Source organism: Venatoribacter cucullus, assembly GCF_016132445.1.
Lineage (GTDB): Bacteria > Pseudomonadota > Gammaproteobacteria > Pseudomonadales > Oceanobacteraceae > Venatoribacter > Venatoribacter cucullus.
Map to the genome: position 1 here is coordinate 1,531,519 of NZ_CP046056.1, position 24,923 is coordinate 1,556,441.

Consider the following 24,923-nt stretch of genomic DNA (forward strand, 5'->3'; position numbering starts at 1 on the left):
CTCTGCCCTCTCAAAATTCACGCACGTCAACAAAGTGACCGGCAATGGCTGCAGCCGCTGCCATCGCCGGGCTGACCAGGTGCGTACGGCCACCGTAGCCCTGACGGCCTTCGAAGTTACGGTTGGAGGTGGACGCGCAATGCTCACCGTTGCCCAGTTTGTCGGCGTTCATCGCCAGACACATGGAGCAACCCGGCTCACGCCATTCGAAACCGGCTTCAAGGAAAATCTTGTCCAGACCTTCTTGTTCCGCCTGTTCTTTCACCAGACCAGAACCCGGAACCACCAGCGCCTGCTTAATGGTGCCCGCCACCTTACGGCCTTTGGCCACTGCCGCAGCGGCGCGCAGGTCTTCGATACGGGAGTTGGTGCAGGAACCGATGAACACACGGTCCAGCTGAATGCTGGTCATTGGCTGACCGGCTTGCAGCCCCATGTACTCGTAGGCACGCTTGAACGCCGAGCGCTCCACGTCGTCTTTGGCATCGTCCAGCGTCGGTACGGTAGCGTCGACGGTGGTCACCATCTCGGGTGAGGTACCCCAGGTGACTTGTGGCTTGATGTCTTCGGCACGGATTTCGACGATCTTGTCGAATTTGGCATCGTCGTCAGACACCAGATCCTTCCACGCTTCCAGTGCCATCTCCCAGTGCGCGCCTTTCGGAGCGTACGGGCGGCCTTTCACGTACTCAGCGGTTTTTTCATCAAACGCCACCAGGCCGACACGGGCACCGGCTTCAATGGCCATGTTGCACATGGTCATACGGGCTTCCATGCTCAGCGAACGAATGGCAGAGCCACCAAATTCCATCGCCGTGCCGTTACCGCCGGCAGTACCGATCACACCAATGATGTGCAGCACCACGTCTTTACCGGTAATGCCTTTACCCAGCTCACCCTCAACACGGATCAGCAGGTTTTTCATCTTGCGCTGAATCAGACACTGAGTGGCCAGCACGTGCTCCACTTCAGACGTGCCGATACCGTGCGCCAGTGCCGCAAATGCGCCATGAGTCGCGGTATGGGAATCGCCACACACCACGGTCATACCCGGCAGAGTGGCGCCCTGCTCAGGTCCGACCACGTGCACAATGCCCTGACGCTTGTCGGCCATTTTGAATTCGGTAATGCCGAAGTAATCGCAGTTTTCATCCAGGGTTCTTACCTGAATACGGGAAACCGGGTCTTTGATGCCGTCAATGCCCGCTTCACGTTCGCCTTTATCGGTCGACACGTTATGGTCGGGAGTGGCCAGGTTGGCATCCAGACGCCACGGCTTACGGCCGGCAATGCGCAGACCTTCAAAGGCCTGCGGCGAGGTGACTTCGTGCAGCAACTGGCGGTCGATGTAAATGAGCGCCGTACCATCATCACGCTGTTTAACAACGTGCTGATCCCAGAGTTTGTCGTACAGGGTTTTCCCAGCCATCGGGATGTCCTCTTGTTCATCAGACTAACGGTTTTTGATTGCCTCAGAATACGCCATCTGCTAAACAACTCAAATTCATAATTTTCCTGATATTCATTCCATTCGGGAATCCAAATGGCAGTACACTATGGATACACAATCCTTACGGGCCTTTCTGGCCGTGGCCGAACACCAGTCGTTCTCGCAGGCGGCAGAACACTTGCATTTAACCCAGTCAGCGGTCAGCAAACGCATTCAGCAACTGGAGCAGCAGCTGAACACGCCGCTGTTTGACCGCCACAACCGCACCATCAGTCTGACGGAAGCCGGACATGCACTGCTCCCGCGCGCCCGGCAAATTCTGGACCTGGTCGCCGACACCGAGCAGGAACTGCACAGCTTCGACAGCGAAGTTACAGGCACCCTGTCGCTGGCCACCAGCCACCATATTGGCTTACACCGGCTGCCGCCGGTGCTGCGCGAATTCACCGCCCGCTATCCGGCCGCTCAGCTCAACCTCAGTTTTATGGGGTCGGAACGTGCCTATCAGGCCATCGCCCTGCGCCAGGTCGAACTGGCCCTGACCACACTGGATGAACAGCTGAATCAATCCCTGTCTGACAGCATTGAGGCGCTGCCACTCTGGCAGGACGATATGCTGTGCGTGTGTGCACCGGATCATCCCTTAACCCGCCGGCACAAAGTGACGTTGCAGGATCTGGCCGCGACCCCGGCGATTTTGCCGGAAGCCGACACCATTACCTTCCAGCTGGTCGAGCGGTTATTCCGTAACGCCGGGCTGATGCTGCACGCGCCGATGCCGACCAATTATCTGGAAACCATCAAAATGATGGTGTCGGTGGGCATGGGCTGGAGCGTACTGCCCCGCACCATGCTCGACAACAGCCTGCAGCCACTGCTCTGGCCCGGGCCGCCGCTGCAGCGTTCACTGGGGCTGATTCATCTGCGCGCCCGCACGCTCAGCAATGCAGCGCGGGCCTTTATGGCGATTTTGCAGCAGCAATGTCCGGGTGCTTGACACAAAACAACGCGGGTTCATCATCGGGTCGTTAAGGTACTGATATAAACAGGCCAAACAGGAGCAGGCTTATGCTGGATATCAATCATATTCTGGTCGTACTCGATCAGGACCACCCGGAACAAATCGCCCTTGACCGGGCCTTATGGCTGGCCCGCTCGCTGGATGCCGACCTCACGCTGCTGACCCGCACCTGGGATGCCTATTGCGAAGACAGCTCCACTCTGGATGCCGAAACCCGCAACAAGGTGAAACACGCCCTGCTGCAGAAATCAGAGCATTGGCTCGACAGCTTTACTGCCGAAGCCACCGACCTGACCATCCGCACCGAAGTGCACTGGCAGAAACACATACACGAAGCGGTTCTGGAATCACTGCGCCAGCAGGATTTTGATCTGGTCATCAAAGGCACTGGCCCGCACAACCTGCTCGACCGCATTTTCACCCATACCGACTGGAATCTGCTGCGCCACTGCCCGGCCCCGGTGATGCTGGTGAAATCGGCTCAGCCCTGGCGCCACAACCGCGTGCTGGCCTGTATTGATGCCACCTCACCGGATAAAGGCCACCAGCTGATCAACGACAATATTCTGTCCTACGCCGAACACCTGTCGGACCACTTTGAAACCGACCTGCATCTGGTCAACGCCTACCCGCTGGTGTCGGTAGCCTTTGCGATGGTGCCGGAAGTCAGTGCACCGGATGATATTCAGCACTATATCCACGAACAGCACGAAGACGCCTGCGAACAATGGGCGCGTAAATACAACATCAATGCCGACCATATTCATATCGGCGAAGGTGATCCGGAAAACGTCGTGGCCCGGGTGGCGGAAGAAACCGAAGCGGATCTGGTGGTGGTCGGCAGTATTGGCCGCACCGGTCTGGCCGGCGTCCTCATCGGCAACACCGCCGAGCAGCTGGTGGATAAAGTGAACTGCGACGTCATCGTTATCAAACCCTCAGACGGTGTCAGCCCGGACGCTGAATAAAAACAGGAGTTTCTATGGACACCCAGGCACTGCATCAGGAAATCCTGCAGAGCACCGCTGACCACCCGCACATGCGCCGCCTCTATGAGCAGGCGCTGTTGCGCCCCGCCATGCCCACAGCCGTCGTCCACCCAGCCAGCCCGGATTCCCTGGAAGGGGCCGTCGCGGCGCACCGGCTGGGCATGATACAGGCCATTCTGGTCGGCCCGAAACATAAAATCCGTGACTGTGCCAGCGCTGCCGGTGTGGATATCAGCGGCATTGAAATCCGCATCACCGAACACAGCCACCAGGCGGCGGAAACCGCCGTCGCCATGGTCCGCAGCGGCGAAGTCACCGCCCTGATGAAAGGCAGCATTGCCACCGATGAACTGCTCGGTGCCGTACTGGATAAAACCCGTGGCATCCGCACCGAGCGCCGCATCAGCCATGTGTTTTTTCTGGATGTGCCGTCCTACCCGAAACCGCTGTACATCACCGATGCCGCTATCAATATTCACCCCGATCTGCGCACCAAAAAAGACATCATCATCAATGCCGTGCAGCTGGCCCAAAGCATGGGCCTGAGCCTGCCCAAGGTGGCCATTCTCAGTGCCGTGGAAAAGGTGAAACCCGAGATTCCCAGCACCATCGATGCCGCGGCTCTGTGCAAGATGGCCGATCGCGGCCAGATTACCGGCGCCCTGCTGGATGGCCCGCTGGCCATCGACAACGCCATTAACCTGGAAGCCGCCAACAGTAAGGGCATTGCCTCGCCGGTGGCCGGTGATGCCGATATTCTGCTGGCACCCGACCTCGAAGCCGGCAACATTCTGGCCAAACAGCTTATTTATTTAGGCAATGCTCAGGCCGCCGGTTTATTGGTGGGTGCCCGGGTACCCATCATGCTGACCAGTCGCGCTGAAAAAATGGCCGGCCGTCTGCTGTCCTGCGCCCTGGCTCAGGCACTGGCACCCGTACCGCTATGAGCAAAACCCTGCTGGTCGTGGCCCATGCCCCTTCCGCCAATCTGCAGCGCTTGCTGGAAGCTGGCCGGCAGGGTTTTGCAGCTGCCGAAACCCACCACACCAAACTTTTGATCCGGGCTGCACTGGAAGCCAATGCCGAGGATACACTGGTGGCCTCAGCCATTGTGCTGCTGACGCCGGAAAACCTCGGTTATATGAGCGGTGCCCTGAAGGACTATTTCGACCGGGTTTACTATCCCTGTCTGGAGCACACCCAGGGCAAACCCTGTGCCGCCATCATCCGCGCCGGTCACGATGGCACCGGCACCCGGCGGGCACTGGAAACCATCACCACCGGCCTGCGCTGGCGCTGGGTTCAGGAGCCATTGATTCTGCGTGGCGACTGGCAGGACGATTTCCTGCAACAAAGTCAGGAGCTGATTCAGGCCATGGCCAGTGCGGTTGATACCGGCATTATCTGAAGCGGTATCACCACCGCCGGGGCTCAGGTAGAATAGCCGGCCAGATAAACCCCGCGAAGAACATTCATCATGACCCGCGTTAAAAAAAACCGCTCTCTCAAGCGTATCCACAGCGTTAAAACCGGCAGCATTTCCAAATTAAAAAGAGCCGCTGGTGTTGATCGCCAGGTCGGCAAACGAGTAAAAGGCCGCCGCACCCTGTCGGCTTACGAAAAGTTCCTGCTGGAAAATCCGGACGCCAGCGAAGCCGCTAAAGCAGCACAAAAAGCCGCTGAAAAAGCCGCTCTTGCCAAAGCCGAAGCGGCAGCAGAGGCCGCAGCTAAAGCAGAATCAGCCAGAACGGCCAAAACAGAGAAAGAAACGAGCAGCCAGGACAAGCAACGGGCCGAGCGGCCAAAGTCATTGCTGGATCAACTCGACAACAAAGATATCGGCGACATTTACTGATGCCGCACTGGGAAGCCACCGGCCTGCAGCTCGAATGTTGGCCGCCACTGCCGGAGCATATCGCCCGTCCCTGGGACGCTGGTGATGAACTGCTGGCAGCCACTGGCGAATCACCGGACTTACTGATCAACGACCGCTACGGAGCGCTGCAATGCGCCTTTCCACAGGCGGCCGTCTGGGCTGACAGTGCCTCGGCGCAAGCCGCCGCGCAGCGCAATCTGCAAGCCAACCAATGCTTACAGAGCGGTGCCGTCGTCTGGCAGGAAGGGGATTTACCAGCTGCCGCCACCCTGGTATTCATCAAGGTTCCCAAACAATTTGAACTGCTGCAGTTCTGGCTGCAGCAATGCCAGCAGCGCTTTGCCCCGCAGACCCGTTATGTGCTTGCCGGCATGGCCAAACACTGGCCGGTCAGCTGGTTACAGTGGCTGGAACAGCACGCCGGCAGCTACCGGCAAAGTCAGGTGCAGAAAAAAGCCCGGCTGGTAGAAATCACCCTGCCGCAGCCCTTACCGGCCCAACCTCTTTGGCGGGGTTATCACAGCCCTGACCAGCTGCAGTTTGAGGCACTGCCCGGGGTATTTGCCCGCGAGCAACTGGATATCGGCAGCCGCGTGTTATTGGACCTGCCCGATCCGGGCTACGGCGGTGTGCTCTGTGATCTGGGCTGTGGCAATGGCTTGCTGGGCCTGACGCTGGCGCACCGCTACCGGATTGAGCAGCTGATGTTAACCGACGATTCTTTTCTGGCCGTGCGTTCGGCCCGGCATAACGCGGCCCAGTTGGGCATTAACGCGGAGGTACGGCATGGGGATGGCCTGAGTGCTGTCAGTGAAACTCTGGACTGGGTAGTCTGTAATCCGCCCTTTCATGACGGCCACCGCCAACTGACCAATATTGCCGTAAGAATGTTCGAAGAAAGTCGCCAGCGCCTGGCAAAGGATGGGAAACTACTGGTGATCGCCAACCGGCACCTGCCGTATTTGCCGGTGCTGAATAAAGAGTTCCGACAGGTGCAATCATTGGGGTCAGATCCGCGCTTCAGTCTGTATCTGAGCCGGAAATAAGATCAGGCGCGGCGCTTATGCCGTGCCTGCTCCAAAGAAACCACGTCAACCGGGCTGAGATGCTCGGCAATCAGGCGATAAGCGTCTTGTTGCAGGTCAGCAAAGCGAGCCGTCAGCAGGCCTGTGTTCTGAGCAACACGGCGAACAGAGTAGACACTGGCAGAACCACAAACCGTCACCGCGCCTTTATGAGCCTGCAATTGCAATTCCATACCCAATATGCGGAAACGACCTGCAGCATCACGCAGGCTTGGAATAGCATCCAGAGAAATCTCACAATCAAAGCCAAGGGGGGTGATATTAACAGCCTCACCCTGCAGTAAAATCTGATCTTCTTCTTTTAATTTCACATTGGCCATGATGTTACCTGTCCTGGCAGCTGTATACAAAACGCACAATAACCCACCTTGAAGGGACTGCCAAGCCCGGTCAAGACTGCTTTAAACAAACGTTTGTTGGCCCCGCACCCTTGTGACAACTGGATTCCCTTGTAAGGCACGGTATCACTGACCAGTATGCACCAAAATGGTTCAAATCAAGCCAATCTAAACACTTACTCCTCCATAACTAAATGCTTATTCTGTGACTCCCGTCACAGAGCCGGAGCAGCCACGAGGATTCGCTCCCCAGTGGTACATGAATGCCCAAACAGCCCGCACAAGCGAACAGCAAAGAACCATGGTTCCATCCAACCAACAAAGGTTACAATCCGCCCCCGGTTACACCACTCTCTGCTCAGGATTCTTCTCACCGTGACTCAGTTCCAACGCATCGCATTCTGCACCAGTCTTGCTGTTATCAACGCCCCGCACGTCAGCTTCTGGGCCGAAACCCAGCACAGCAGTGCCGAGCCGTACCAGAAACTGCAGACCAAATTACTGGCCTGGTTACGCGGTGAGCTGAAATCCGAAGCCAATCTGCTGCGCTTCCACGAAGCCTTCTGTGACTGGCGGGATGCCCAGCCGGAAGACGACAGTCTGGCCTGGCGGTTATTGCAATTCTGCTGCGCCGCCCTGCACAGCGCCTGTGAAACCCTGTTTGATCCCGAATGTGACGACACTGAATTACTGCTCGGCAGCCTGGAAGCCCTCTGGGCCGAAATGGATGAGCTGGGGGCAGAAACGACGGAACTGCGCCAGTACTGGCACAGCCTGCAACAGGAATTACCGGACCTGATCAAAGACAACACCCGCCTGCCATTTCCCAAAGCCTGGTTTGTCTGGCTGCAGGAAGCCGATGTCAGCCTGTTCGGCCTCAGCAACGACTGATACCGCCCCGTGAAGCTGATATAATGCCGCCATTTTTCAGTGGGTAATCAGCTTCATGACTCCAGAATTACTTTCTCCGGCGGGCACCATCCGCAATATGGAATACGCCTTCGCTTACGGCGCCGATGCCGTTTATGCTGGTCAGCCGCGCTACAGCCTGCGCGTCCGCAATAACGACTTCACCCTCGATAATCTGGCCAACGGCATCGGTCGCGCCCATGAACTGGGCAAGAAGTTTTACGTCGCCAGTAACATTGCCCCGCACAACAGCAAAGTCGACACCTACATGCGCGACATCGAACCGGTGATCGCCATGCAGCCCGATGCCCTGATTATGTCCGATCCCGGCCTGATCATGCTGGTGAAGGACCGCTGGCCCGATCAGGTGGTGCATCTGTCGGTGCAGGCCAACGTGGTCAATTACGCGTCGGTGGAATTCTGGCGCCGTCAGGGCGTCAGCCGCATTATTCTGTCGCGCGAGTTATCACTGGATGAAATCGCCGAGATCCGCCAGCGTTGCCCGGAAATGGAAATCGAAGTGTTCGTGCATGGCGCACTCTGTATTGCCTACTCCGGCCGCTGTCTGCTGTCGGGCTATATGAATCACCGCGACCCGAATCAGGGCACCTGCACCAACGCCTGCCGCTGGAAATACGATGCCCATGAAGCAGAAGAAACCCTGTCCGGTGACGTCGTGCCGACCGGGGTGAACGAGTTCGATCCAACGCTGGGCGTGGGTAAACCCACCGATAAAATCTTCCTGCTGCAGGAAGGCAACCGCCCCAATGAATACATGCCGGCCTTTGAAGACGAGCACGGCACCTACATTATGAATTCGCGCGATCTGCGCGCCATTCAGCACATCGAGCAGCTGGTAAAACTGGGCGTGCATTCGCTGAAAATCGAAGGCCGTACCAAGTCACATTACTACGTCGCACGCACCGCTCAGGCCTACCGCAAAGCCATTGATGACGCCGTTGCCGGCCGTGGTTTTGATAAAAACCTGATGGATACGCTGGAGAATATGTCCAACCGCGGTTACACCGAAGGCTTCTTCCGCCGCCATGTGCACGATGAGTATCAGAATTACGAACGCGGCGTATCCACCAGCACCCACCAGCAGTTTGTCGCCGAAGTCATCGCCGATCAGGGCGATGCCTTGCTGCTGGACGTGAAAAACCGCTTTCAGGTGGGCGATTCGCTGGAACTGATGACCCCCGCCGGCAACCTCACCTTCACTCTCGATGCCTTAACCGATCAGCACGGTAAGCCGCGCAACGATGCACCGGGTTCCGGTTTTGTGGTGCGTCTGCAGAAACCCGCCGGCTGCCCCGGCGGCGACCTCAGCAAAGCCCTGCTGATCCGCAATCTGCCGGATGCCGGTGGCGAGGCATGAATCAGGTTCCGGATATTCTGCACATCGATGACCAGATTATTGTCATCAACAAACCGGCCGGGCTGCTGAGTGTACCCGGCTTATACAACAAAGACTGCGCCTATGCCCGCCTGCAGGCGGTGCATGGCGAGCTGCATATTATTCATCGGCTGGATATGGATACCTCTGGTATTCTGGTGTACGCCCGCAATAAAGCGGCGTTAACCGCTGTGCAGCAACAGTTTGAAAAGCAAACCACCCGCAAAGTGTATGAAGCACTGCTGATCGGCAAACTGAAGGGTAACCGGGGCTGTGTGAACCTGCCCATCTGTGTCGACTGGCCGAACCGGCCGCTGCAGAAAATCTGCCACGTCGACGGCCGCTATGCCTTAACCCGCTGGCAGCGGCTGGAACAGACCGAAGACTTCACCCGGGTAGAGCTGTATCCGCAAACCGGTCGTTCACACCAGTTACGGTTACACATGCTGAGCATCGGCCACCCGATTATCGGCGACCCCTTCTACGCGCCGGACAGCGCTAAAGAAAACCCGCGCCTGATGCTGCACGCCCGCGAACTGGATTTTAACCACCCCTCCAGCGGCGAACGGCTGGCCTTTGTGCTGCCGGCACCCTTTTGATTTAAGCCGAATGTGGCTGCTGCCCGGATACGCGGCGCAACAGCCACAACGCCAGCCCGAATAAGAATAAACCGCCGGCCACAATGGCCGCACCGATGCCACCAAACAGGTACGGCGCTTTCATCAAGGTACTCATCAGCGAATCCTGATAATAAAAGAACCACTGATTCCCTTCCGGAAAAATCCACACATGCAGCTGGTAAAACACCGCCTTCGGGCCGATAGCAAACACCAGCGCCAGCGTGACCAGAACAAGCCCTCCCAACCACACCGCCTGCGCGCGCCAGAGTGGCCGGCAGCCCTGCCGTAACAGCCACCACAGCAAGGCCAGCGTCAGCCAGGCTATCACCCAGGACGCCGTGCGCAGCGCATCAATTAAGTTGGCCACATCCTGCAGATGCACCACTTCGGCGTTATGCAGCAGCGGCTGTGAACGGCCACGCCAGTCAAAGCGGATATCCGCCAGGCCGTCACCCTGTTCGTGTACCGCCTGACTGATCGCATTGAACAGCCGCACATGCCCGGGCTTCTCCAGTGTCTCCAGCCCCTGAATATGACGGTTTTGCGGGCCGAAACGGTCAATATGAGCACGGATGTCATACACCTCATACCACAGACCATAACCGTAATGGGCCTGTGCCTGCAGCAACCAGCTAGCGGCCAGACAGCTGAGTAACAGCCCCAGCAGGGCGCTAAACCACAGCCCCTGCAGGTACTTTTCCAACGGTTCAGACATGAGTAAGAAACTCCTTTAAGGCCGTCGCCACTGCGGCACAGGTGGATGCTTCCAGATGAAAATGATGATGCCCGGGCAGGCTGATTAACTGCCCCTGCGGCAACCACGACAGGCGTTGCTGAAAAACAGACAACGGTATAATTCCTTGCTCAGCACGGATTACCAGCGCCGGCACCGGCAGCTGCTGAAAAAACGCCTGCAGCTGCTCGTCGGTTAACCGTACCGAAGACGGCAGCCGCAGCCGCGGATCCGTCGTCCACTGCACGTCGCCGCTATCCAGCGTGCGTAAATTACGCGCCACTACCGCGCCAATGCAATCGGCACTTAACTCCGGGTTATTGCGCAGCCGCGCCTGCAGCGCCGCTGCTGCCGAACGATAGCGCCGGGATTCTGCAGCTGGCTGCGTCAGCACCGCCTGGGCGAGTTGTTGCGGCGCCTGCGCCGGTGCGGTGGTTAACGGCCCCAGTGCATCCAGCGCCATATAAGATAACAGCCGCTCCGGTACCACCGCCGCCAGCAGTAATCCCGCCGCCGACCCCATAGAGTGACCCAGCAAATGGAAGGAACGACCGTGAAACAGCGGATGGGTATGAATTAAATCGGTCAGTGCCGGCAACGACGACCAGATAAGGTACTCGCCGCCCTCACCCAGCCAGTCAGAATGCCCGTGGCCGGGTAAATCAACTGCCACCACACAGTAATCTGCCAGCAATGGCGCCAGCCGGCTGAAGCTGGCAGCGTTATCCAGCCAGCCATGCAGGGCCAGTAAGAGGGGTTGATCAGGGTTACCGTAAACAACGCCACGCAACGTGCCGTAACGGCAGGCGCAGGACAGCTCAGTCATAAAGAATTCCGGCCAGACAGGTCAGCGGGCATTCTGCCGCAACCACGCCCGGCGCGGAACCCATCTTTCAGATTCCGGCCAGCACCGGATACCAGACGGCTTCGACGCTCATACAGCCCGCCGCGGCGATGTCGCCATGCAGTAACCAGCATTCGGCCGGTGACCAGGGTTGATCATAGATGCGGCCATCCACCAACAAAGCCGCTAAATGGCCCACCAACGGCAGATGCGAAACCAGAATCAGGTCACGCTGTTGTTGTGACAGCTCGTCTAACAGATGACGAACATCGGCTTCCGGCACCAGTGCCGGCGTTATTGATTCCGTAATACCGCGGGCTGCGGCAATGGCTGCGGCCGTTTGCCGGGTACGGCGGTAAGGGCTGCACAGCAACAGTGGGTTGTTGAGGTTTTGCTCTGCCAGCCATTGGCCGGCGGCCTGGGCCTGACGCTGGCCTTTTTCGGTTAATTCGCGGGTCTGGTCCTGTACGGCGCCACTGACAGCCGATCCATGGCGGACGATACAGACTTTCATTCGCCGCCGTCCGGATTGGTTGGCGGCAAGGCCGGCCAATCCTGAAACGGATAGGGTTTTTCTTCCGTGCGGCCGGCCAGATAATGCACGATCTGCTGCACATAAACGCCCAGAGCGGTGGCAAAAACCGCCAACTCAGCCTGTGGCTGGCCGGTAAACAGACGGAAAAACCACTGCACCACGGTCAGCAACAGCACCAGCAGGTCAATGACCCGGTAAACCAGGAAAAACGCCACCATATAAAGCGTCCGTAACCAGAAGGCATCGGACGTGACGTTGCTTTTAAATTCGCTCATAGAAGTTCCGGTTAAACGGTGAATCAGATTTCGCAGCGTGGTAATGCAAACTCAACATCCGAGGTGTGATCACCGGTCATCAGACCTTCAGCCACCCGGCGCGGATCGGCGCCGTTAAACAGCACTTCGTACGCCCCCATTACCAGTGGCATATAAATACTTAATTCCTGCGCTTTCGCCCTGACATAGCGCAAGGTATTCACACCTTCTGCCACTTCACCCAGTTCGGTAATGGCTTCGTCCAGACTTTTGCCCTGACCAATGGCGTAACCAACACGGTAGTTACGGCTTAACGGTGACATACAAGTAACCACCAGATCACCGACCCCGGCCAGGCCCAGGAAGGTGAGCGGATTAGCACCCAGCGCCACGGCAAAACGGCTCATTTCGGCCAGTGAGCGGGTAATGATCATGCTTTTGGTGTTCTCACCCATGCCCAGCGCGGCGACAAAACCCGACACAATGGCATAGATGTTTTTCAGCGCGCCGCTCAGCTCCACACCGTAAAGATCATTGGAAGCATAAACGCGGAAATAGGTACAGCTGAGCGCTTGCTGAACATTACGGCGCAAGTCACTGTCTTCGCTGGCAATCACGGTGGCGGCCAGTTCCCGGCGGCCAATTTCTTTGGCCAGATTAGGGCCACTGAGTACACCAATAGGATTGTGCGGACAAATCTCACGGATCACCTGGCTCATCAATAAGAAGCCTTCCGGCTCGATGCCCTTGGTGGTGCTGATCAGGGCCTGATCAGCACGCAGGTGAGGCGCGATGGCAGCCACCACTTCCCGGACGGATTGGCTGGGTACCGATACAAAAATGGCCTCGGCATCCTGTACCGCCGCCAGCAGATCGGTGCTGGCCCGCAGTGCCGGATTAAGGCTGACCCCGGGCAGATACACCGGGTTCTCGTGCTGATTATTAATGCTGGCGGCAACCTCTTCGTTGCGCATCCACTGTACGGTGGCGATATTATTGTCGGCCAGAATATTGGCCACCACAGTGCCAAAACTGCCGCCGCCAATCACGGCTGCTGTATGAATACTCACAGATCCCCCTGCGTGTTTTGTGCGTCAGTGCGGCCGGGCGGATTCAAGGGAATCCACCAGCTCGCGGAATGCATCTTTATTTTTATCGTTCAGACTCATCAGTACCCGGTGCGCGGAAATAACCTGCTCCCGGGCTTTGTCTTCATCAACGGCATCGGCGGCCCATTCGCGGAACTCAGCCTCATCCGTAAAGGGTTCCTGAATAATATGAAAAACCTGATCAAACCCCATGCTCAGCAAAATGCGGGTAATACCGCTGTTGGGGCTGGCAATGGTGGGCATAAACCCGAAGCGGTCGCGGCACAAAATAGAGATTTTAGCGATCTGTCCCAGCGTGGTGCTGTCGATGCCTTCCGTTTGCGACAGATCGATCAATACCTGCTTAAAGTCGGGCGCTTTAAGAATATCGTCCAGATAATGTTCCAGCGCCGAACACAGATTCAGCCGCACATCGCCGATCAGCCGAATAACATGCACGCCCTTACAAAAAGCAACCTGCACTTTACCTGATGTCATACCTTACTCCGGCCAATGGCCATCATGGCAATATCATCCGGAACTTCCGGTAACGCATCCAGCTGCAGCAATGCCGCCAGATGTCCGAGATCGCCAGCACTGATACGGACCATGTCCAGCAGGCTGGCTTCTTTTTCCTGCAGCGACGGCTGCGGAATAATTTCCAGAATACCGTCGGAAAACAACAGCAGCTGAAAATCCTGCTGCAACTGGTATTCATGGGTTTCGTACTTTGCCTCACGGAACAGACCGACCGGCATACCACGACCTTCCAGATACCGGGCCTGCCCCTGCTGCAGCAATACCGGCATCGGAAAATGTCCGCCGACGCTGTATTGCAGCTTCATCGTGGCCGGATCGATCACACCGTAAAACATGGTCAAGTGCTTATCCAGCTCGGAGGCCATCAACTCGGAATTAATCCGTTCCAGCACCAGATCCGGGTACAGCAGATCATCACTGGAACCACGTTTCAGGTTACGCCGTAAACGATAGGTCAGATTTTTCAGCAGCACCGTGACGAACGCTGATGAAGCACCATGGCCGGACACATCGGCCAGGTAAAAGACCAGGCGCTTATCGGGCAGTAAGAAATAATCGAGAAAGTCACCGCTGAGCAGCAGTGATGGCACCAGCCGATGGCTGCATTCAATGCCCTGCAGCTGCAACGGCTCCGGCAACATCCGCAGCTGGGCCTGACGGCCGGCCAGCTGGTCATTGCGCAGTTCTTCCAGATTACGGCGCAGCTCAGTGTTGGTTTTTTCCAGATAGTCACGGTACGCGTGATTTTCAGCGACCAGACGGGCACGGTCGAGGGCTTTGCGCAGCGAATGCAGCAGCACTTCCGGATCGGCAAGGGGGGTAATCAGGTAATCGTCAGCACCCAGGCGCAGAGCACGCAAGGCGTCATCCATCACACTGCCGGCGGCCAGCACAATAACAGGCAGTTCGGGGTAACCGGCTTTAACCTGTTCCAGCAATTCAAATCCGCGCTTGCGGTTAAGCGACAGATCGCAGATCAGGGCATCGGCACAGCTTTCCTGCAACTCTGACACGGCACCGGCGGCATCCGTGGTCAACACCCTGTAATCGTTGTTCTGCAGTAAAGCGACCAGATTGTTGCGATTGGCTGAATCATCGATGACCAGCACTGTTGCGGGCATTCCCCACTCCCAGCGACGATAATTGGGCGAACACTACCCCCAACTTCTGTCCCTTGCAATCCCTGTGTCATATTTCAGCAGAATTGGCATTGACTCCGCACCGGATCGCAGCAAACCGCCGCACAGCACGGCAGCATCAAGCCACCGGCATCAGGCCACTCTTTTATTGCACCGGCGTTTACTGTATGACTGTTCACAAATCAAAAAGCAGCGCTGATTCAGACTGTACAGAATTTCAACAGCGGTGCTAGGATCGGAACAACCAACAACAAGGAGTATGCCATGTCGGGTCTGGCCAGAAGCTACCATGAAAAACGTGACTTCATCCGTATGCAGGTTTCCGCACCTGCCACACTGACACTCAGCAACGGCAACCATTATCGCCTGATCTGCATCGATCTGAGCAGCAGCGGTGCCCAGTTACTGCACAGTGAAGCGTTACCGGAAGAGACAACCGGACGGCTGGTTATTTCCAGTGGTGGCGGTACGACCGCCCCCTTAGAAGCGGAGGTGAGCATTTGCCGGGTACAGGAATCCGGCCCCGGTGAATTCCGCATCGGCGTGAATATAGTGCGGTTTATCTGACCCAAAGCATTCAGGCGCCTACAGGCGCCTGAATGCTTTTTAACCCATGCGATAAGCCGCGGCGTCAGTGCTCCGGCAAGCTCACGCCACTGAACAAATCATCAATGTCCTGCTTGTTATGACATTGCACCGCTTTATCAACCAGTTCCCGGGTCAGGTGCGGCGCAAAAGCCTGAATAAAATCGTACATATAACCACGCAAAAAGGTTCCTTTACGGAAACCAATTTTGGTAATACTCGGCTCGAACAGATGGCTGGCATCCAGCGCCACCAGATCGTCATCCAGCTGTGGATCCAGCGCCATGCTCGCCACAATCCCCACCCCGACACCCAGCCGCACATAGGTTTTGATCACGTCAGCATCGGCAGCGGTAAAGGCCACCCGTGGCGTTAAACCGCGACTGCGGAAGGCTTCATCCAGACGCGAGCGACCGGTAAAACCAAACACATAGGTCACCAGCGGATAGGCGGCGATTTGCTCCAGTGTTGGCCGGCCGGTCTGCGCCAGCGGGTGACTGCGCGGTACCAGAATGCTGCGGTTCCAGCGATAACAGGGCATCATGATCAGATCACCGAATAACTCCATGGCTTCGGTGGCAATCGCAAAATCCGTGGTACCGTTGGCGGCCATTTCGGCAATCTGCATCGGCGTGCCCTGATGCATGTGCAGGGAAACATCCGGATAGTGCTGCATAAACCCACGAATCACCTGTGGCAGCGCATAGCGGGCCTGGGTATGGGTCGTGGCAATGGACAAACTGCCGCGGGCCTCATCGCTGAACTCCTGCGCGACCTGCTTAATGCTTTCTACCTTACGCAGAATCTCGCCGGCAATCTGCAGAATAGACTCGCCGGCTGGTGTAATACGGGTTAAATGCTTGCCGCTGCGGGCAAAAATCTCGACACCCAGTTCATCTTCCAGCAAACGGATCTGCTTACTGATACCAGGTTGCGAGGTGTAGAGAACCTGAGCGGTCGCCGAGACATTCAGGTCGTGATGTGCGACTTCCCAGATATACCGCAGTTGCTGCAACTTCATAAATCCTCCATACCGGCAGCAGCCAAAAGAGCTGTTATAAAAACCGGTTTTTTTATTTCATAAGTCTATTAAAGCAAAAACTGGCTGTTTAAAAAGCCTCTGTGCCATTCAGACTCAAAAAGAAGATTAGACCAGGTTGAGAGGACATTGGGTTATATCAGCAACACTAACACCAGGATCAGAGAGCTTCTGCCAATAGACTGACGCTATCGGAGCTATTTTAATGGCAGCAATGTGCAAGTGCGGCGGACTTTGTCATAATCCGGGCAACTTTAAGGCCGTCACCCGCCGGATCAGGAAAAATACGCATGACAGACAACCGTGTAGAAGATCTTAATATTGAATCCATTGTTCCGCTTATTTCACCGGAACAGCTGAAACAGGAAATGCCCATCAGTGAAGCGGCCGTGGCCAGCGTTCAGAAAGGCCGTCAGGTTATCCGTGACATTCTGGATCGCAAAGATCACCGCATCTTCGTGGTCATCGGCCCCTGCTCTATTCACGATGTCGAAGCCGCCAAAGATTACGCTCACCGCCTGAAAGAGCTGGCCGACCAGGTCAGCGACACCCTGTACCTGGTGATGCGGGTGTACTTCGAAAAGCCACGCACCACGGTAGGCTGGAAAGGCCTGATCAACGATCCGTACATGAACGACACCTTCAAAATCCAGGACGGTCTGCACATTGCCCGCCGGCTGCTGCTGGACCTGGCTGAACTGGGTCTGCCATTGTCGACCGAAGCACTGGATCCGATTTCACCGCAATACATTCAGGATCTGATCGCCTGGTCCGCCATTGGCGCCCGCACCACCGAATCCCAGACGCACCGCGAAATGGCTTCCGGCCTGTCATCCGCCGTAGGCTTTAAAAACGGCACCGATGGAAGCCTCACAGTGGCCACCAACGCCCTGATGTCCGTAGCCAATCCGCACCGCTTCCTCGGCATCAATGCCGATGGTCAGGTATCCATCGTCTCAACCCGTGGCAACCCTTATGCCCACGTGGTGTTACGCGGCGGCGGCGGCAAACCGAATTATGACTCAGTGAATGTGGCGCTGGCCGAAGAAGCACTGGCTAAGTCGGATCTGGCTGCCAACATCATGATCGATTGCAGCCATGAAAACTCGAACAAAAACCCGGCCCTGCAACCTCTGGTACTGGAGAATGTCACCAACCAGATTCTGGACGGCAACAAGTCCATTATCGGTCTGATGGTAGAATCCAACCTGAAACACGGCCGCCAGAATATCCCTGCCAATCTGGATGATCTGGAATACGGTTTATCGGTTACCGATGGCTGCATCAGCTGGGATGAGACCGCCGATGCCATTCTGAAAATGCGCGACAAGCTGAAAGATATTCTGCCAGCCCGCAATAACTGATCAGAACCTACAACAAAGAGGACAGCTCAGGCTGTCCTCTTTGCATTTCTGTTCACAAAAATTTTTTCTCCACCCCCACCAAACAATCCCTCTCTGATATTATCCCGCCACTAACCGATGGGAAGATCTCTTGGACGCGACAACAATCAATCACTTGCTACTAATCGGCGCTGTTCTGGTCGCCGCCAGCATTTTACTCAGCTCGTTTGCTAACCGTATCGGTGTTCCTATTCTGGTTATCTTTCTGGCCGTCGGAATGTTTGCCGGCGTTGATGGCCCGGGCGGTATTGTGTTTGAAAATTACTCCCTGGCGTACCTGGTCAGTAACCTGGCACTGGCGGTTATTTTGCTGGATGGCGGTATGCGCACCAAGGTCACAACCTTCCGCGTGGCCTTACGTCCGGCATTAACCCTGGCCACCGCCGGCGTGGTCATTACCGCGGGCCTGACGGGTATTGCCGCGGCCTGGCTGTTCAACCTGACCCTGCTCGAGGGACTGCTGATCGGCGCCATTGTCGGCTCCACCGATGCGGCCGTGGTTTTTAACCTGCTGAACGGCAAAGGTCTGAACGAACGGGTCGGCTCGACGTTGGAAATTGAATCCGGCAGCAACGATCCGATGGCCATGTTCCTGACCATCACCCTGATCTCCATGCTGCTGGCAGGCCAGACCGGTTTTCACTGGAGCGTTCTCACCAGCCTGATTCAGCAATTCGGCCTGGGTATTCTGCTGGGTCTGATCGGTGGCTGGCTCTTATTGCAACTTATTAACCGCATCCATATTACTGATGGACTGTATCCTTTACTGGCCGTCACCGGCGGCATTCTGCTCTATGCCCTGTCCAGCGCCATCGGCGGCAGTGGCATTCTGGCCGTCTATGTGTGCGGCTTACTGCTGGGCAACCGCCCGATCCGTAATCGCCACGGCATTCTGCACATGTTTGACGGGCTGGCCTGGATGAGCCAGATCGGCATGTTCCTGGTGCTGGGCTTATTGGTTACGCCAAGCGAACTGCTGCCCATTGCCGTGCCGGCACTGCTGTTATCCGTCTGGATGATTTTCTTTGCCCGGCCATTGGCCGTTATTATTGGCCTGCTGCCATTCCGTGGCTTTGACTGGAAAGAACGGGCCTTTATTTCCTGGGTGGGCCTGCGCGGTGCGGTGCCGGTTATTCTGGCTGTGTTTCCGCTGATGGCCGGGCTGGAAAACGCCCAGCTGTTCTTTAATGTCGCCTTTTTTATTGTGCTGGTATCTCTGCTGGTACAAGGCACCACGCTCTCACTGGCTGCCCGCAAAGCCGATGTTATTGTACCGGCGGCCCCCACACCGATTTCCCGGCTGGGGCTGGAAGTGCATCTGGCCAGCCAGTGGGAATTATTTATATACCGCCTGAATGCCAACCGCTGGTGCATTGGTGCCGAACTGCGCGAACTGCGAATGCCGGACAATACCCGTATTGTCGCGCTGTTCCGCGACAAACAGCTCCTACACCCCAGCGGCAGTACCCGGCTGCAGGCCCGGGATATTTTGTGCATCATCGGCCATGATCATGACCTGCCGGTGCTGGGCCGCATGTTCAGCGAATCCCCGACCCGCAATCAGGACCTCAGCTTCTTTGGTGACTTCCTGATTGATGGCAGCGCCCGCCTCGCTGATCTGGCGATGTTCTACCCGATTCCGGCCAGCGTTGAAGGCTTTGACACCATTGGCGAATTACTGACCCAGCGCCTTGGCGGCAAGCCGGTTGTCGGTGACAGCTGTGAATGGAGCGGCATGCGCTGGAATATTGCAGAAACCGATGGCGCCAGTATTGCCCGCATCGGGGTGAAGCCGGTGGAGAAACCCGCCATCGGATAACGGTTAAAATGACGCATTTTGACCATTTTTATTGCCGTTCAGGCTTTTAATGTCTAGGCTCACGGCTGTTTACAACTTAATGAACAGGCTTAACCCTGACGAACACCCCTCATGCCAGAATCTCCTCAAGACACTCACCAGCACGCCATGACCACCATCCTCGACAGCCTCGATGCACTGGTTTACGTGGCCGATATGGACACCCACGAACTGCTGTTTCTGAACGAATACGGCCGCAGCAAATGGGGTATGCCGGCCGGACGCCGCTGCTGGGAAGTTCTGCAAAAAAATCAGCAAGGCCCCTGCGCCTTCTGTACCAACCATCATTTACGTGATGCCGGCGGCAACAGCAGCGGCGTGCATGTGTGGGAATTTCAGAACACCGTCACCGGCCGCTGGTTTCAGTGCCGGGACCAGGCTATCCGCTGGGTGGATGGCCGATTGGTACGGCTGGAAATCGCGACCGATATTACCGACCGCAAGCAGACTGAGCAGGCGCTGGAAGAAGCCCGGATCAAGGCGCAGCAACTGGCCGATACCGATGTGCTTACCCACATAAATAACCGCCGGGCCTTTTTTAAACTGGGTGAGCAACTCTTGCTGCAGGCGCATCGCTTTGGCCAGCCGGCCAGCCTGATTATGTTTGATCTGGATTTTTTCAAGCAGATTAACGACAACCATGGCCATGCGGCCGGTGACGCCGTACTGGTGCAGATTGCGCAGTTATGCACCAGCAATATCCGCGACGCCGACATCGCTGCCCGCCTGGGTGGGGAAGAATTTGCCATTCTGCTGCCGCAAACCGATTACCCGCATGCGCTTAATCTGGCGACCCGCCTGCATAACGCCATTGCCAATAACCCCACCGCTTTTAATGGCCAGCAGCTGCCCTGTACCGCCAGCTTCGGGGTGACCTGTACCGACCACTGGGTGCAGGCCGGTAATTCAATGCCAGTGCTGGATGAGTTATTAAATGCCGCTGACCAACGGTTATTCAGTGTTAAACGTAACGGCCGTAACGGTATCGCCTGAAATTGACGACCTATGGACGGGACTGACCAACCGTTGAACGTGCAAAGAAAAAAGCCCGGCATAAAGCCGGGCTTTTTAGAATATGGAGCGGGACAAAAATGTCAGGAACATCTTTGTGTGAGCGCAGCGAATCCACAGGATCAGTCCCATGGATGGGACTGACAAACCGTTGAACGCGCAAAGAAAAAAGCCCGGCATAAAATCGGGCTTTTTAGAATATGGAGCGGGAAACGAGACTCGAACTCGCGACCCCGACCTTGGCAAGGTCGTGCTCTACCAACTGAGCTATTCCCGCAAATTGTTGTGCGTGCCACTTAAAAAATAAGTTGGCATCCCCAAGGGGATTCGAACCCCTGTTACCGCCGTGAAAGGGCGGTGTCCTAGGCCTCTAGACGATGGGGACATCGCAGAAAACGTTGTGCATTCTACTGCACTGCTGTTGAATTTCAAGAGTTTTTTCTTTCAAATCAACAACTTATTGATCAAGAGTCTGGAGCGGGAAACGAGACTCGAACTCGCGACCCCGACCTTGGCAAGGTCGTGCTCTACCAACTGAGCTATTCCCGCATTCCATAAATGCCACCTTTATAAAGCCTTATAAAAAGTGGCATCCCCAAGGGGATTCGAACCCCTGTTACCGCCGTGAAAGGGCGGTGTCCTAGGCCTCTAGACGATGGGGACGTCTCAATCAACGAGCGCGCATTCTAGTGATGCCGTTTTTAACCGTCAAGCCCTGAAAATAAGTTTTTTGCAGCTACACTCATATCTGCTGTTAAAGCATTAAGCACAGCCTGCAAGGGTAAAACAACAGACAGAATTGCAGGTAAGATACGCGGTTAACCATTTGCATAAGGAATTTCCCCTGTTATGCCGACCATGATTCTGGTCTTGCTGGCTGTCGGTGTTGCCATTCTGGCACTGGGCGCACTCTCTTATATCCGCTGGCGCGAGCAACAACGGTTGGCCCGGGCACGAGAAGCGGTCAAACAAGCCGATTTTGCCACCTCACTCAGCAGCACCGGAGAACTGCTGCGCCCGTGGCTATCGCCTGGCCTGATGAGCTTCATGGCCACCGCCATCCAGTTCCATGCCAATGCCCTGCGCCAGTTAGGCGTACCAGCCAACAAGGGCATCGCACTGGCGCTGGAAAATGCCCTGCTGTGGCAACAGAATCCACCCGGCGGCAAACAGAAATTACCCGGCAGCAGCCGCGAAGCCCAGCAATTACAACATGCTATCCGCCATTTACTCGGCTATCTGCGCGACGCCTACAAGGCCAGCCGGTTACAGGCCAGCGAAGTCCGCCGTTATCTGCAGGAAGCACGGCTGCTGAATCTTAAAATTTCTCTGGCCGTATTTGAGGACAAAGCCGGCGCCGCCAGCAAAATCAATAACCATCATCAGGCCATACATTTTTTACGCAAGGCCGAAACCCTGCTGACCCAGCAATCCGAGTTACCGGCAGAACTGGCACCGGTACTGGATGATATCCGTACCCGTCTGCAACACCATGAAGAACAGCGTCAGCGCAGCAATCAGGGCACCCGTCTGGAAGCCGGCACCGCCGCACTGAGTGCAGAAGAAGATTCATGGAAAAAGAAAAAATTTGATTAAGTACGAAAAAAGCATGATTAATGAGCGACCTGCTCATTAATCAACCAGCAGCAACCGGTCAAAGGGAATGTTATGACCATACCACTACCACGCACGCTGACGCTGCGACTGGCGTTTTTCTGTATCGCCATTGCGCTTATAGCCACGCTGCTGATTGGCGCCGGCAGCTACCAGGTACGCCATCAGCAACTGCAACAACTTCAGGACGAAGCGCTGTCCCATCTGCTGGACTCTACCCTGCCGGTATTACGCCAGTTACTGCATAACCAGCAGCCAGAATTAACACAGGGCTTAATCGCCGGGCTTACCCAGCACCCGGCCATAGCCTCGGTGGTGCTGCTGGATGAAACCGGCACCCTTCTGCAGCAAGCGGATCGCCTGCAACGGCATCGCTGTAACGAAGGCTTTACCGCCACATTATGGTCTGCCGACCCCGGTCTGAGTATTTACCCGCTGCAGCAGGACAACCACACTCTGGGCAAGCTGATACTGCAGCCCGACCGCTGCTATTTGCTGAATGCGCTGCATAACACGGTAGCCCGCCAGCTGGGTTACGCCCTGCTCAGCACCCTGCTTATCTGCAGCAGCCTTGGATTGCTGATCTTTTTCTTTTTTATCCGGCCGCTGCACCGCCTGCTGCAGCGCGCTACAGCCAAAACGCCGCTGCCGGCCATGACGACTGACAGCGGCAACGAGCTGGAGTATCTGGAACAGTTGCTGACCCACCTGCAGCACGAATTACAGAATCAGCAACAGCAGCAAAGCCAGGCCGAAAGCACCATTCTGGATTACTCCCGTAAACTCGAAGCCCTGGTCAGCAAACGTACCGATGCCCTGACCCTGCTGAACCGGCGTTTACACGAAAGCCGCCTGCATACCAGCCAACCGGCGTTGCAATTACGCCTGAACCAGCTGATGCAACTCCTGCAGGCGCCTCTGCAACAACTGACAGAGTGCCTCGACCAGCATCAGCCGGAAGCGGCCAGAGCTTTAACCGCGCAAATACGCCAGCTGACCACCGACTTAAACACGCTGCAGGAAAGCGGCTGGGTGCAGACCTCTGAAAGCATTAATCTGTGTGAACTGAGCGAAAACCTGCTGCAGCAATGTGACGCCGGCAACAGCGCCATCAGCCTTATCTGCGACCTGCACGAAGACATTCTGCTATCCCGTCCCTGCCTGTCCTTACTGCTGCAGGGCTTATTCAGCAATGCGCTGCTGCACCGTGGCCACAGCAGCCTGGTGCTGCACCTGCAACCGCTGCAGCAACAGCTGCAGATCAGTCTGTCCGGCAAACAGCTGCATATTCCGGCCGCCGGGATGCAGCGGGAATTACTGCCGCTCGATCCTGCCAATGCCCAGCTGCCCTCACTGCTGGGGCTGGGTTTGCTGCAGGAGCTGGTTACTCTGCTGGATGGTGAGTTGCGCCTCGAACCCTATGAGCTGCAAGGGCAAAGCCTGGTATGCATTCTGCCGCTGCGCCGCCGCAGCCATTTGCAAAGCACCTTACGGGGATATTTTTCAAAGCACCCGGTCAGCCTGCGCCTGAGCGATGACCAGCAGCGTCAGCGCATTCAGCAATGGCTGCAGAACTGGCAGATTCCGTTCACCACCCAGCCCCCGGAAAGCCATCAGATTCTGCTGACCGACCTGCATCGCCAGGAACATCAGAGCGAACTGACCCTGTCACTGCATAGTGACGATGAATGGTCAGAAAGCCGGCTGATGCTGGCGCTGGAAACACTGATGCGGCAGCAACCCGGAGCGGGCAGCCACGATCTGAACATTCTGGTGGTGGACGACAACAGCATCAACCGGCTGCTGTGCGAGCGCTATCTGCGCAATCTGAATGTCCAGCCCGATCTGGCGGAAAACGGTCTGCAAGCCGTTGAACTCGGCCACCGGCAACGCTACGACCTGATTTTAATGGATTGCCGGATGCCGGTTATGGATGGCCTGGATGCCACCCGCCAGCTACGTACCACCTCGCAGAACCGCGATACGCCCATTATCGCCCTGACCGGCCTGAGCGGTGATGACGAACGCCAGAACTGTCTGGCTGCCGGCATGAACGACTTTATCAGCAAGCCGTTTAATCAGGAGCAGATTCAGGCGGTATTGATGCAATGGGTGCCGGAGTACGACGCCCCAGCCAGCGACTGAGCAAAGCGCCCAGCCGCTGCTTCAGACTTTGCGCTTCGGTAATATCAACCCCGGTCGCACAGAGTATCTGTTGCGGAATGTGCTCAGCCTGCTGGCGTAAATCCAGCCCGGCGGCGGTCAGCGACACTTCCACGACCCGCTCATCGGCTGCCGCCCGGCGCCGTTGCAGCAGACCGGCGGCTTCCATGCGTTTCAGCAGCGGCGTCACCGTTCCGGTATCCAGCAGCAGGCGCTGACAGAGAAAACTCACCGTAAGTGCCGGCTGGTTTTCTTCCGCCGCCTGCCACAGCACCAGCAGCACCAGATATTGCGGATAGGTCAGCCCCAGCGGTTTCAGCAGCGGCTGATAGGCCTGAGTAATCAGCCGCGACAGGCTGTAAATACTGAAGCACAGCTGGTTATCCAGGTGCAGAAAAGGCTGAGGTTTAAGCATCATATTCTGTCCAACAGC

General features: G+C 56.5%; 26 protein-coding genes and 4 tRNA genes. 15 read left to right on the forward strand and 15 right to left on the reverse strand.

Annotated elements, in window-relative coordinates; translation table 11 throughout:
- Positions 1 to 10: 10 nt before the first annotated feature.
- Positions 11 to 1,429, reverse strand: a complete 1,419-nt coding sequence (gene leuC / locus GJQ55_RS07235) for a 3-isopropylmalate dehydratase large subunit (protein WP_228344312.1) — start codon at positions 1,427 to 1,429, stop codon at positions 11 to 13.
- 127 nt (positions 1,430 to 1,556) lie between these two features.
- On the opposite strand from leuC, the gene GJQ55_RS07240 reads away from it, so the two are divergent.
- The 6 genes from GJQ55_RS07240 to GJQ55_RS07265 all read left to right on the forward strand — a co-directional run bounded on the left by GJQ55_RS07240 (position 1,557) and on the right by GJQ55_RS07265 (position 6,382).
- The gene (locus GJQ55_RS07240; protein WP_228344313.1) at positions 1,557 to 2,447 is read left to right on the forward strand and encodes a LysR family transcriptional regulator; all 891 of its coding nucleotides are present in this window, start codon (positions 1,557 to 1,559) and stop codon (positions 2,445 to 2,447) included.
- A 71-nt stretch (positions 2,448 to 2,518) separates the two neighbouring features.
- Positions 2,519 to 3,439 (forward strand): universal stress protein UspE, encoded by a 921-nt coding sequence (uspE, locus tag GJQ55_RS07245; RefSeq protein WP_228344314.1) that lies wholly within the window; start codon positions 2,519 to 2,521, stop codon positions 3,437 to 3,439.
- 14 nt (positions 3,440 to 3,453) lie between these two features.
- On the forward strand, positions 3,454 to 4,407 hold the full coding sequence (locus tag GJQ55_RS07250; protein ID WP_228344315.1) for a bifunctional enoyl-CoA hydratase/phosphate acetyltransferase: 954 nt from the start codon (positions 3,454 to 3,456) through the stop codon (positions 4,405 to 4,407).
- Positions 4,404 to 4,868 (forward strand): flavodoxin family protein, encoded by a 465-nt coding sequence (locus GJQ55_RS07255; RefSeq protein ID WP_228344316.1) that lies wholly within the window; start codon positions 4,404 to 4,406, stop codon positions 4,866 to 4,868. Before GJQ55_RS07250 ends, GJQ55_RS07255 begins: the two co-directional genes overlap by 4 nt.
- Positions 4,869 to 4,937: 69 nt before the next feature.
- Positions 4,938 to 5,315, forward strand: coding sequence for a hypothetical protein (locus GJQ55_RS07260; RefSeq protein WP_228344317.1), 378 nt, complete (start codon positions 4,938 to 4,940; stop codon positions 5,313 to 5,315).
- Positions 5,315 to 6,382 (forward strand): class I SAM-dependent methyltransferase, encoded by a 1,068-nt coding sequence (locus GJQ55_RS07265; protein WP_228344318.1) that lies wholly within the window; start codon positions 5,315 to 5,317, stop codon positions 6,380 to 6,382. The genes GJQ55_RS07260 and GJQ55_RS07265 overlap by 1 nt, the downstream gene beginning before the upstream one ends.
- Positions 6,383 to 6,384: 2 nt before the next feature.
- Here the strand turns inward: GJQ55_RS07265 and GJQ55_RS07270 are convergent, their stop codons facing one another.
- Positions 6,385 to 6,741 (reverse strand): hypothetical protein, encoded by a 357-nt coding sequence (locus GJQ55_RS07270; protein WP_228344319.1) that lies wholly within the window; start codon positions 6,739 to 6,741, stop codon positions 6,385 to 6,387.
- Positions 6,742 to 7,134: 393 nt separating this feature from the next.
- Between GJQ55_RS07270 and GJQ55_RS07275 the strand changes: the two genes are divergently transcribed.
- The 3 genes from GJQ55_RS07275 to GJQ55_RS07285 are packed head-to-tail and all read left to right on the forward strand — an operon-like array spanning position 7,135 to position 9,663.
- Positions 7,135 to 7,650, forward strand: coding sequence for a hypothetical protein (locus tag GJQ55_RS07275; protein ID WP_228344320.1), 516 nt, complete (start codon positions 7,135 to 7,137; stop codon positions 7,648 to 7,650).
- 55 nt (positions 7,651 to 7,705) lie between these two features.
- Positions 7,706 to 9,046 (forward strand): prephenate-dependent tRNA uridine(34) hydroxylase TrhP, encoded by a 1,341-nt coding sequence (gene trhP, locus GJQ55_RS07280; protein ID WP_228344321.1) that lies wholly within the window; start codon positions 7,706 to 7,708, stop codon positions 9,044 to 9,046.
- Complete coding sequence (locus GJQ55_RS07285) at positions 9,043 to 9,663, forward strand: RluA family pseudouridine synthase (protein ID WP_228344322.1); 621 nt, start codon at positions 9,043 to 9,045, stop codon at positions 9,661 to 9,663. Before trhP ends, GJQ55_RS07285 begins: the two co-directional genes overlap by 4 nt.
- Position 9,664: 1 nt before the next feature.
- On the opposite strand, the gene GJQ55_RS07290 is transcribed toward GJQ55_RS07285, so the two are convergent.
- The 7 genes from GJQ55_RS07290 to GJQ55_RS07320 all read right to left on the reverse strand — a co-directional run bounded on the left by GJQ55_RS07290 (position 9,665) and on the right by GJQ55_RS07320 (position 14,799).
- A complete protein-coding gene (locus GJQ55_RS07290) occupies positions 9,665 to 10,399 on the reverse strand; it encodes a lipoprotein intramolecular transacylase Lit (RefSeq protein WP_228344323.1) in 735 nt (244 codons plus the stop codon).
- The gene (locus GJQ55_RS07295; RefSeq protein WP_228344324.1) at positions 10,392 to 11,243 is read right to left on the reverse strand and encodes an alpha/beta fold hydrolase; all 852 of its coding nucleotides are present in this window, start codon (positions 11,241 to 11,243) and stop codon (positions 10,392 to 10,394) included. Before GJQ55_RS07295 ends, GJQ55_RS07290 begins: the two co-directional genes overlap by 8 nt.
- 67 nt (positions 11,244 to 11,310) lie before the next feature.
- On the reverse strand, positions 11,311 to 11,775 hold the full coding sequence (sixA, locus tag GJQ55_RS07300) for a phosphohistidine phosphatase SixA (protein ID WP_228344325.1): 465 nt from the start codon (positions 11,773 to 11,775) through the stop codon (positions 11,311 to 11,313).
- Complete coding sequence (locus GJQ55_RS07305) at positions 11,772 to 12,071, reverse strand: DUF4389 domain-containing protein (protein ID WP_228344326.1); 300 nt, start codon at positions 12,069 to 12,071, stop codon at positions 11,772 to 11,774. The genes sixA and GJQ55_RS07305 overlap by 4 nt, the downstream gene beginning before the upstream one ends.
- Positions 12,072 to 12,094: 23 nt before the next feature.
- Positions 12,095 to 13,120 (reverse strand): NAD(P)H-dependent glycerol-3-phosphate dehydrogenase, encoded by a 1,026-nt coding sequence (locus GJQ55_RS07310; protein ID WP_228344327.1) that lies wholly within the window; start codon positions 13,118 to 13,120, stop codon positions 12,095 to 12,097.
- Positions 13,121 to 13,144: 24 nt separating this feature from the next.
- On the reverse strand, positions 13,145 to 13,636 hold the full coding sequence (locus tag GJQ55_RS07315; RefSeq protein ID WP_228344328.1) for an STAS domain-containing protein: 492 nt from the start codon (positions 13,634 to 13,636) through the stop codon (positions 13,145 to 13,147).
- Positions 13,633 to 14,799: a SpoIIE family protein phosphatase gene (locus GJQ55_RS07320; RefSeq protein WP_228344329.1), complete on the reverse strand. Its 1,167-nt coding sequence runs from the start codon at positions 14,797 to 14,799 to the stop codon at positions 13,633 to 13,635. Before GJQ55_RS07320 ends, GJQ55_RS07315 begins: the two co-directional genes overlap by 4 nt.
- A gap of 282 nt (positions 14,800 to 15,081) precedes the next feature.
- On the opposite strand from GJQ55_RS07320, the gene GJQ55_RS07325 reads away from it, so the two are divergent.
- Entirely contained in the window at positions 15,082 to 15,384 is a 303-nt protein-coding gene (locus GJQ55_RS07325) for a PilZ domain-containing protein (RefSeq protein WP_228344330.1), read from the forward strand.
- A gap of 64 nt (positions 15,385 to 15,448) precedes the next feature.
- On the opposite strand, the gene cysB is transcribed toward GJQ55_RS07325, so the two are convergent.
- Positions 15,449 to 16,423, reverse strand: coding sequence for an HTH-type transcriptional regulator CysB (gene cysB / locus GJQ55_RS07330; RefSeq protein WP_228344331.1), 975 nt, complete (start codon positions 16,421 to 16,423; stop codon positions 15,449 to 15,451).
- A 308-nt stretch (positions 16,424 to 16,731) separates the two neighbouring features.
- Between cysB and GJQ55_RS07335 the strand changes: the two genes are divergently transcribed.
- The 3 genes from GJQ55_RS07335 to GJQ55_RS07345 all read left to right on the forward strand — a co-directional run bounded on the left by GJQ55_RS07335 (position 16,732) and on the right by GJQ55_RS07345 (position 20,695).
- On the forward strand, positions 16,732 to 17,805 hold the full coding sequence (locus GJQ55_RS07335) for a 3-deoxy-7-phosphoheptulonate synthase (RefSeq protein ID WP_228344332.1): 1,074 nt from the start codon (positions 16,732 to 16,734) through the stop codon (positions 17,803 to 17,805).
- Between the two features lie 130 nt (positions 17,806 to 17,935).
- Entirely contained in the window at positions 17,936 to 19,663 is a 1,728-nt protein-coding gene (locus GJQ55_RS07340; RefSeq protein WP_228344333.1) for a potassium/proton antiporter, read from the forward strand.
- A gap of 111 nt (positions 19,664 to 19,774) precedes the next feature.
- Positions 19,775 to 20,695, forward strand: a complete 921-nt coding sequence (locus tag GJQ55_RS07345) for a sensor domain-containing diguanylate cyclase (protein WP_228344334.1) — start codon at positions 19,775 to 19,777, stop codon at positions 20,693 to 20,695.
- A gap of 219 nt (positions 20,696 to 20,914) precedes the next feature.
- On the opposite strand, the gene GJQ55_RS07350 is transcribed toward GJQ55_RS07345, so the two are convergent.
- From GJQ55_RS07350 to GJQ55_RS07365, 4 genes are all read right to left on the reverse strand, one after another.
- Positions 20,915 to 20,990: transfer RNA gene (locus GJQ55_RS07350), tRNA-Gly, on the reverse strand.
- Between the two features lie 32 nt (positions 20,991 to 21,022).
- Positions 21,023 to 21,098, reverse strand: a tRNA-Glu gene (locus tag GJQ55_RS07355).
- Between the two features lie 88 nt (positions 21,099 to 21,186).
- Positions 21,187 to 21,262, reverse strand: a tRNA-Gly gene (locus GJQ55_RS07360).
- Positions 21,263 to 21,300: 38 nt separating this feature from the next.
- Positions 21,301 to 21,376, reverse strand: a tRNA-Glu gene (locus GJQ55_RS07365).
- 186 nt (positions 21,377 to 21,562) lie between these two features.
- Here GJQ55_RS07365 and GJQ55_RS07370 point away from each other — a divergent pair.
- On the forward strand, positions 21,563 to 22,309 hold the full coding sequence (locus GJQ55_RS07370) for a hypothetical protein (RefSeq protein WP_228344335.1): 747 nt from the start codon (positions 21,563 to 21,565) through the stop codon (positions 22,307 to 22,309).
- 72 nt (positions 22,310 to 22,381) lie between these two features.
- On the forward strand, positions 22,382 to 24,472 hold the full coding sequence (locus tag GJQ55_RS07375) for a response regulator (RefSeq protein ID WP_228344336.1): 2,091 nt from the start codon (positions 22,382 to 22,384) through the stop codon (positions 24,470 to 24,472).
- Here the strand turns inward: GJQ55_RS07375 and GJQ55_RS07380 are convergent.
- A complete protein-coding gene (locus GJQ55_RS07380; RefSeq protein ID WP_228344337.1) occupies positions 24,402 to 24,908 on the reverse strand; it encodes a MarR family winged helix-turn-helix transcriptional regulator in 507 nt (168 codons plus the stop codon). The genes GJQ55_RS07375 and GJQ55_RS07380 overlap by 71 nt on opposite strands.
- Positions 24,909 to 24,923: the final 15 nt, after the last annotated feature.

Bases quoted from the DNA above. Each gene is read 5' to 3' on its own strand.
- GJQ55_RS07335 (WP_228344332.1), top strand. From the start codon at position 16,732: ATGACAGACAACCGTGTAGAAGATCTTAATATTGAATCCATTGTTCCG.
- uspE (WP_228344314.1), top strand. From the start codon at position 2,519: ATGCTGGATATCAATCATATTCTGGTCGTACTCGATCAGGACCACCCG.
- GJQ55_RS07370 (WP_228344335.1), top strand. From the start codon at position 21,563: ATGCCGACCATGATTCTGGTCTTGCTGGCTGTCGGTGTTGCCATTCTG.
- GJQ55_RS07290 (WP_228344323.1), bottom strand. From the start codon at position 10,399: ATGTCTGAACCGTTGGAAAAGTACCTGCAGGGGCTGTGGTTTAGCGCC.
- cysB (WP_228344331.1), bottom strand. From the start codon at position 16,423: ATGAAGTTGCAGCAACTGCGGTATATCTGGGAAGTCGCACATCACGAC.
- trhP (WP_228344321.1), top strand. From the start codon at position 7,706: ATGACTCCAGAATTACTTTCTCCGGCGGGCACCATCCGCAATATGGAA.
- GJQ55_RS07325 (WP_228344330.1), top strand. From the start codon at position 15,082: ATGTCGGGTCTGGCCAGAAGCTACCATGAAAAACGTGACTTCATCCGT.
- GJQ55_RS07285 (WP_228344322.1), top strand. From the start codon at position 9,043: ATGAATCAGGTTCCGGATATTCTGCACATCGATGACCAGATTATTGTC.
- leuC (WP_228344312.1), bottom strand. From the start codon at position 1,429: ATGGCTGGGAAAACCCTGTACGACAAACTCTGGGATCAGCACGTTGTT.
- GJQ55_RS07375 (WP_228344336.1), top strand. From the start codon at position 22,382: ATGACCATACCACTACCACGCACGCTGACGCTGCGACTGGCGTTTTTC.
- GJQ55_RS07240 (WP_228344313.1), top strand. From the start codon at position 1,557: ATGGATACACAATCCTTACGGGCCTTTCTGGCCGTGGCCGAACACCAG.
- GJQ55_RS07255 (WP_228344316.1), top strand. From the start codon at position 4,404: ATGAGCAAAACCCTGCTGGTCGTGGCCCATGCCCCTTCCGCCAATCTG.
- GJQ55_RS07345 (WP_228344334.1), top strand. From the start codon at position 19,775: ATGCCAGAATCTCCTCAAGACACTCACCAGCACGCCATGACCACCATC.
- GJQ55_RS07315 (WP_228344328.1), bottom strand. From the start codon at position 13,636: ATGACATCAGGTAAAGTGCAGGTTGCTTTTTGTAAGGGCGTGCATGTT.
- GJQ55_RS07320 (WP_228344329.1), bottom strand. From the start codon at position 14,799: ATGCCCGCAACAGTGCTGGTCATCGATGATTCAGCCAATCGCAACAAT.
- GJQ55_RS07305 (WP_228344326.1), bottom strand. From the start codon at position 12,071: ATGAGCGAATTTAAAAGCAACGTCACGTCCGATGCCTTCTGGTTACGG.
- GJQ55_RS07250 (WP_228344315.1), top strand. From the start codon at position 3,454: ATGGACACCCAGGCACTGCATCAGGAAATCCTGCAGAGCACCGCTGAC.
- GJQ55_RS07295 (WP_228344324.1), bottom strand. From the start codon at position 11,243: ATGACTGAGCTGTCCTGCGCCTGCCGTTACGGCACGTTGCGTGGCGTT.
- GJQ55_RS07265 (WP_228344318.1), top strand. From the start codon at position 5,315: ATGCCGCACTGGGAAGCCACCGGCCTGCAGCTCGAATGTTGGCCGCCA.
- GJQ55_RS07380 (WP_228344337.1), bottom strand. From the start codon at position 24,908: ATGATGCTTAAACCTCAGCCTTTTCTGCACCTGGATAACCAGCTGTGC.
- GJQ55_RS07270 (WP_228344319.1), bottom strand. From the start codon at position 6,741: ATGGCCAATGTGAAATTAAAAGAAGAAGATCAGATTTTACTGCAGGGT.
- sixA (WP_228344325.1), bottom strand. From the start codon at position 11,775: ATGAAAGTCTGTATCGTCCGCCATGGATCGGCTGTCAGTGGCGCCGTA.
- GJQ55_RS07260 (WP_228344317.1), top strand. From the start codon at position 4,938: ATGACCCGCGTTAAAAAAAACCGCTCTCTCAAGCGTATCCACAGCGTT.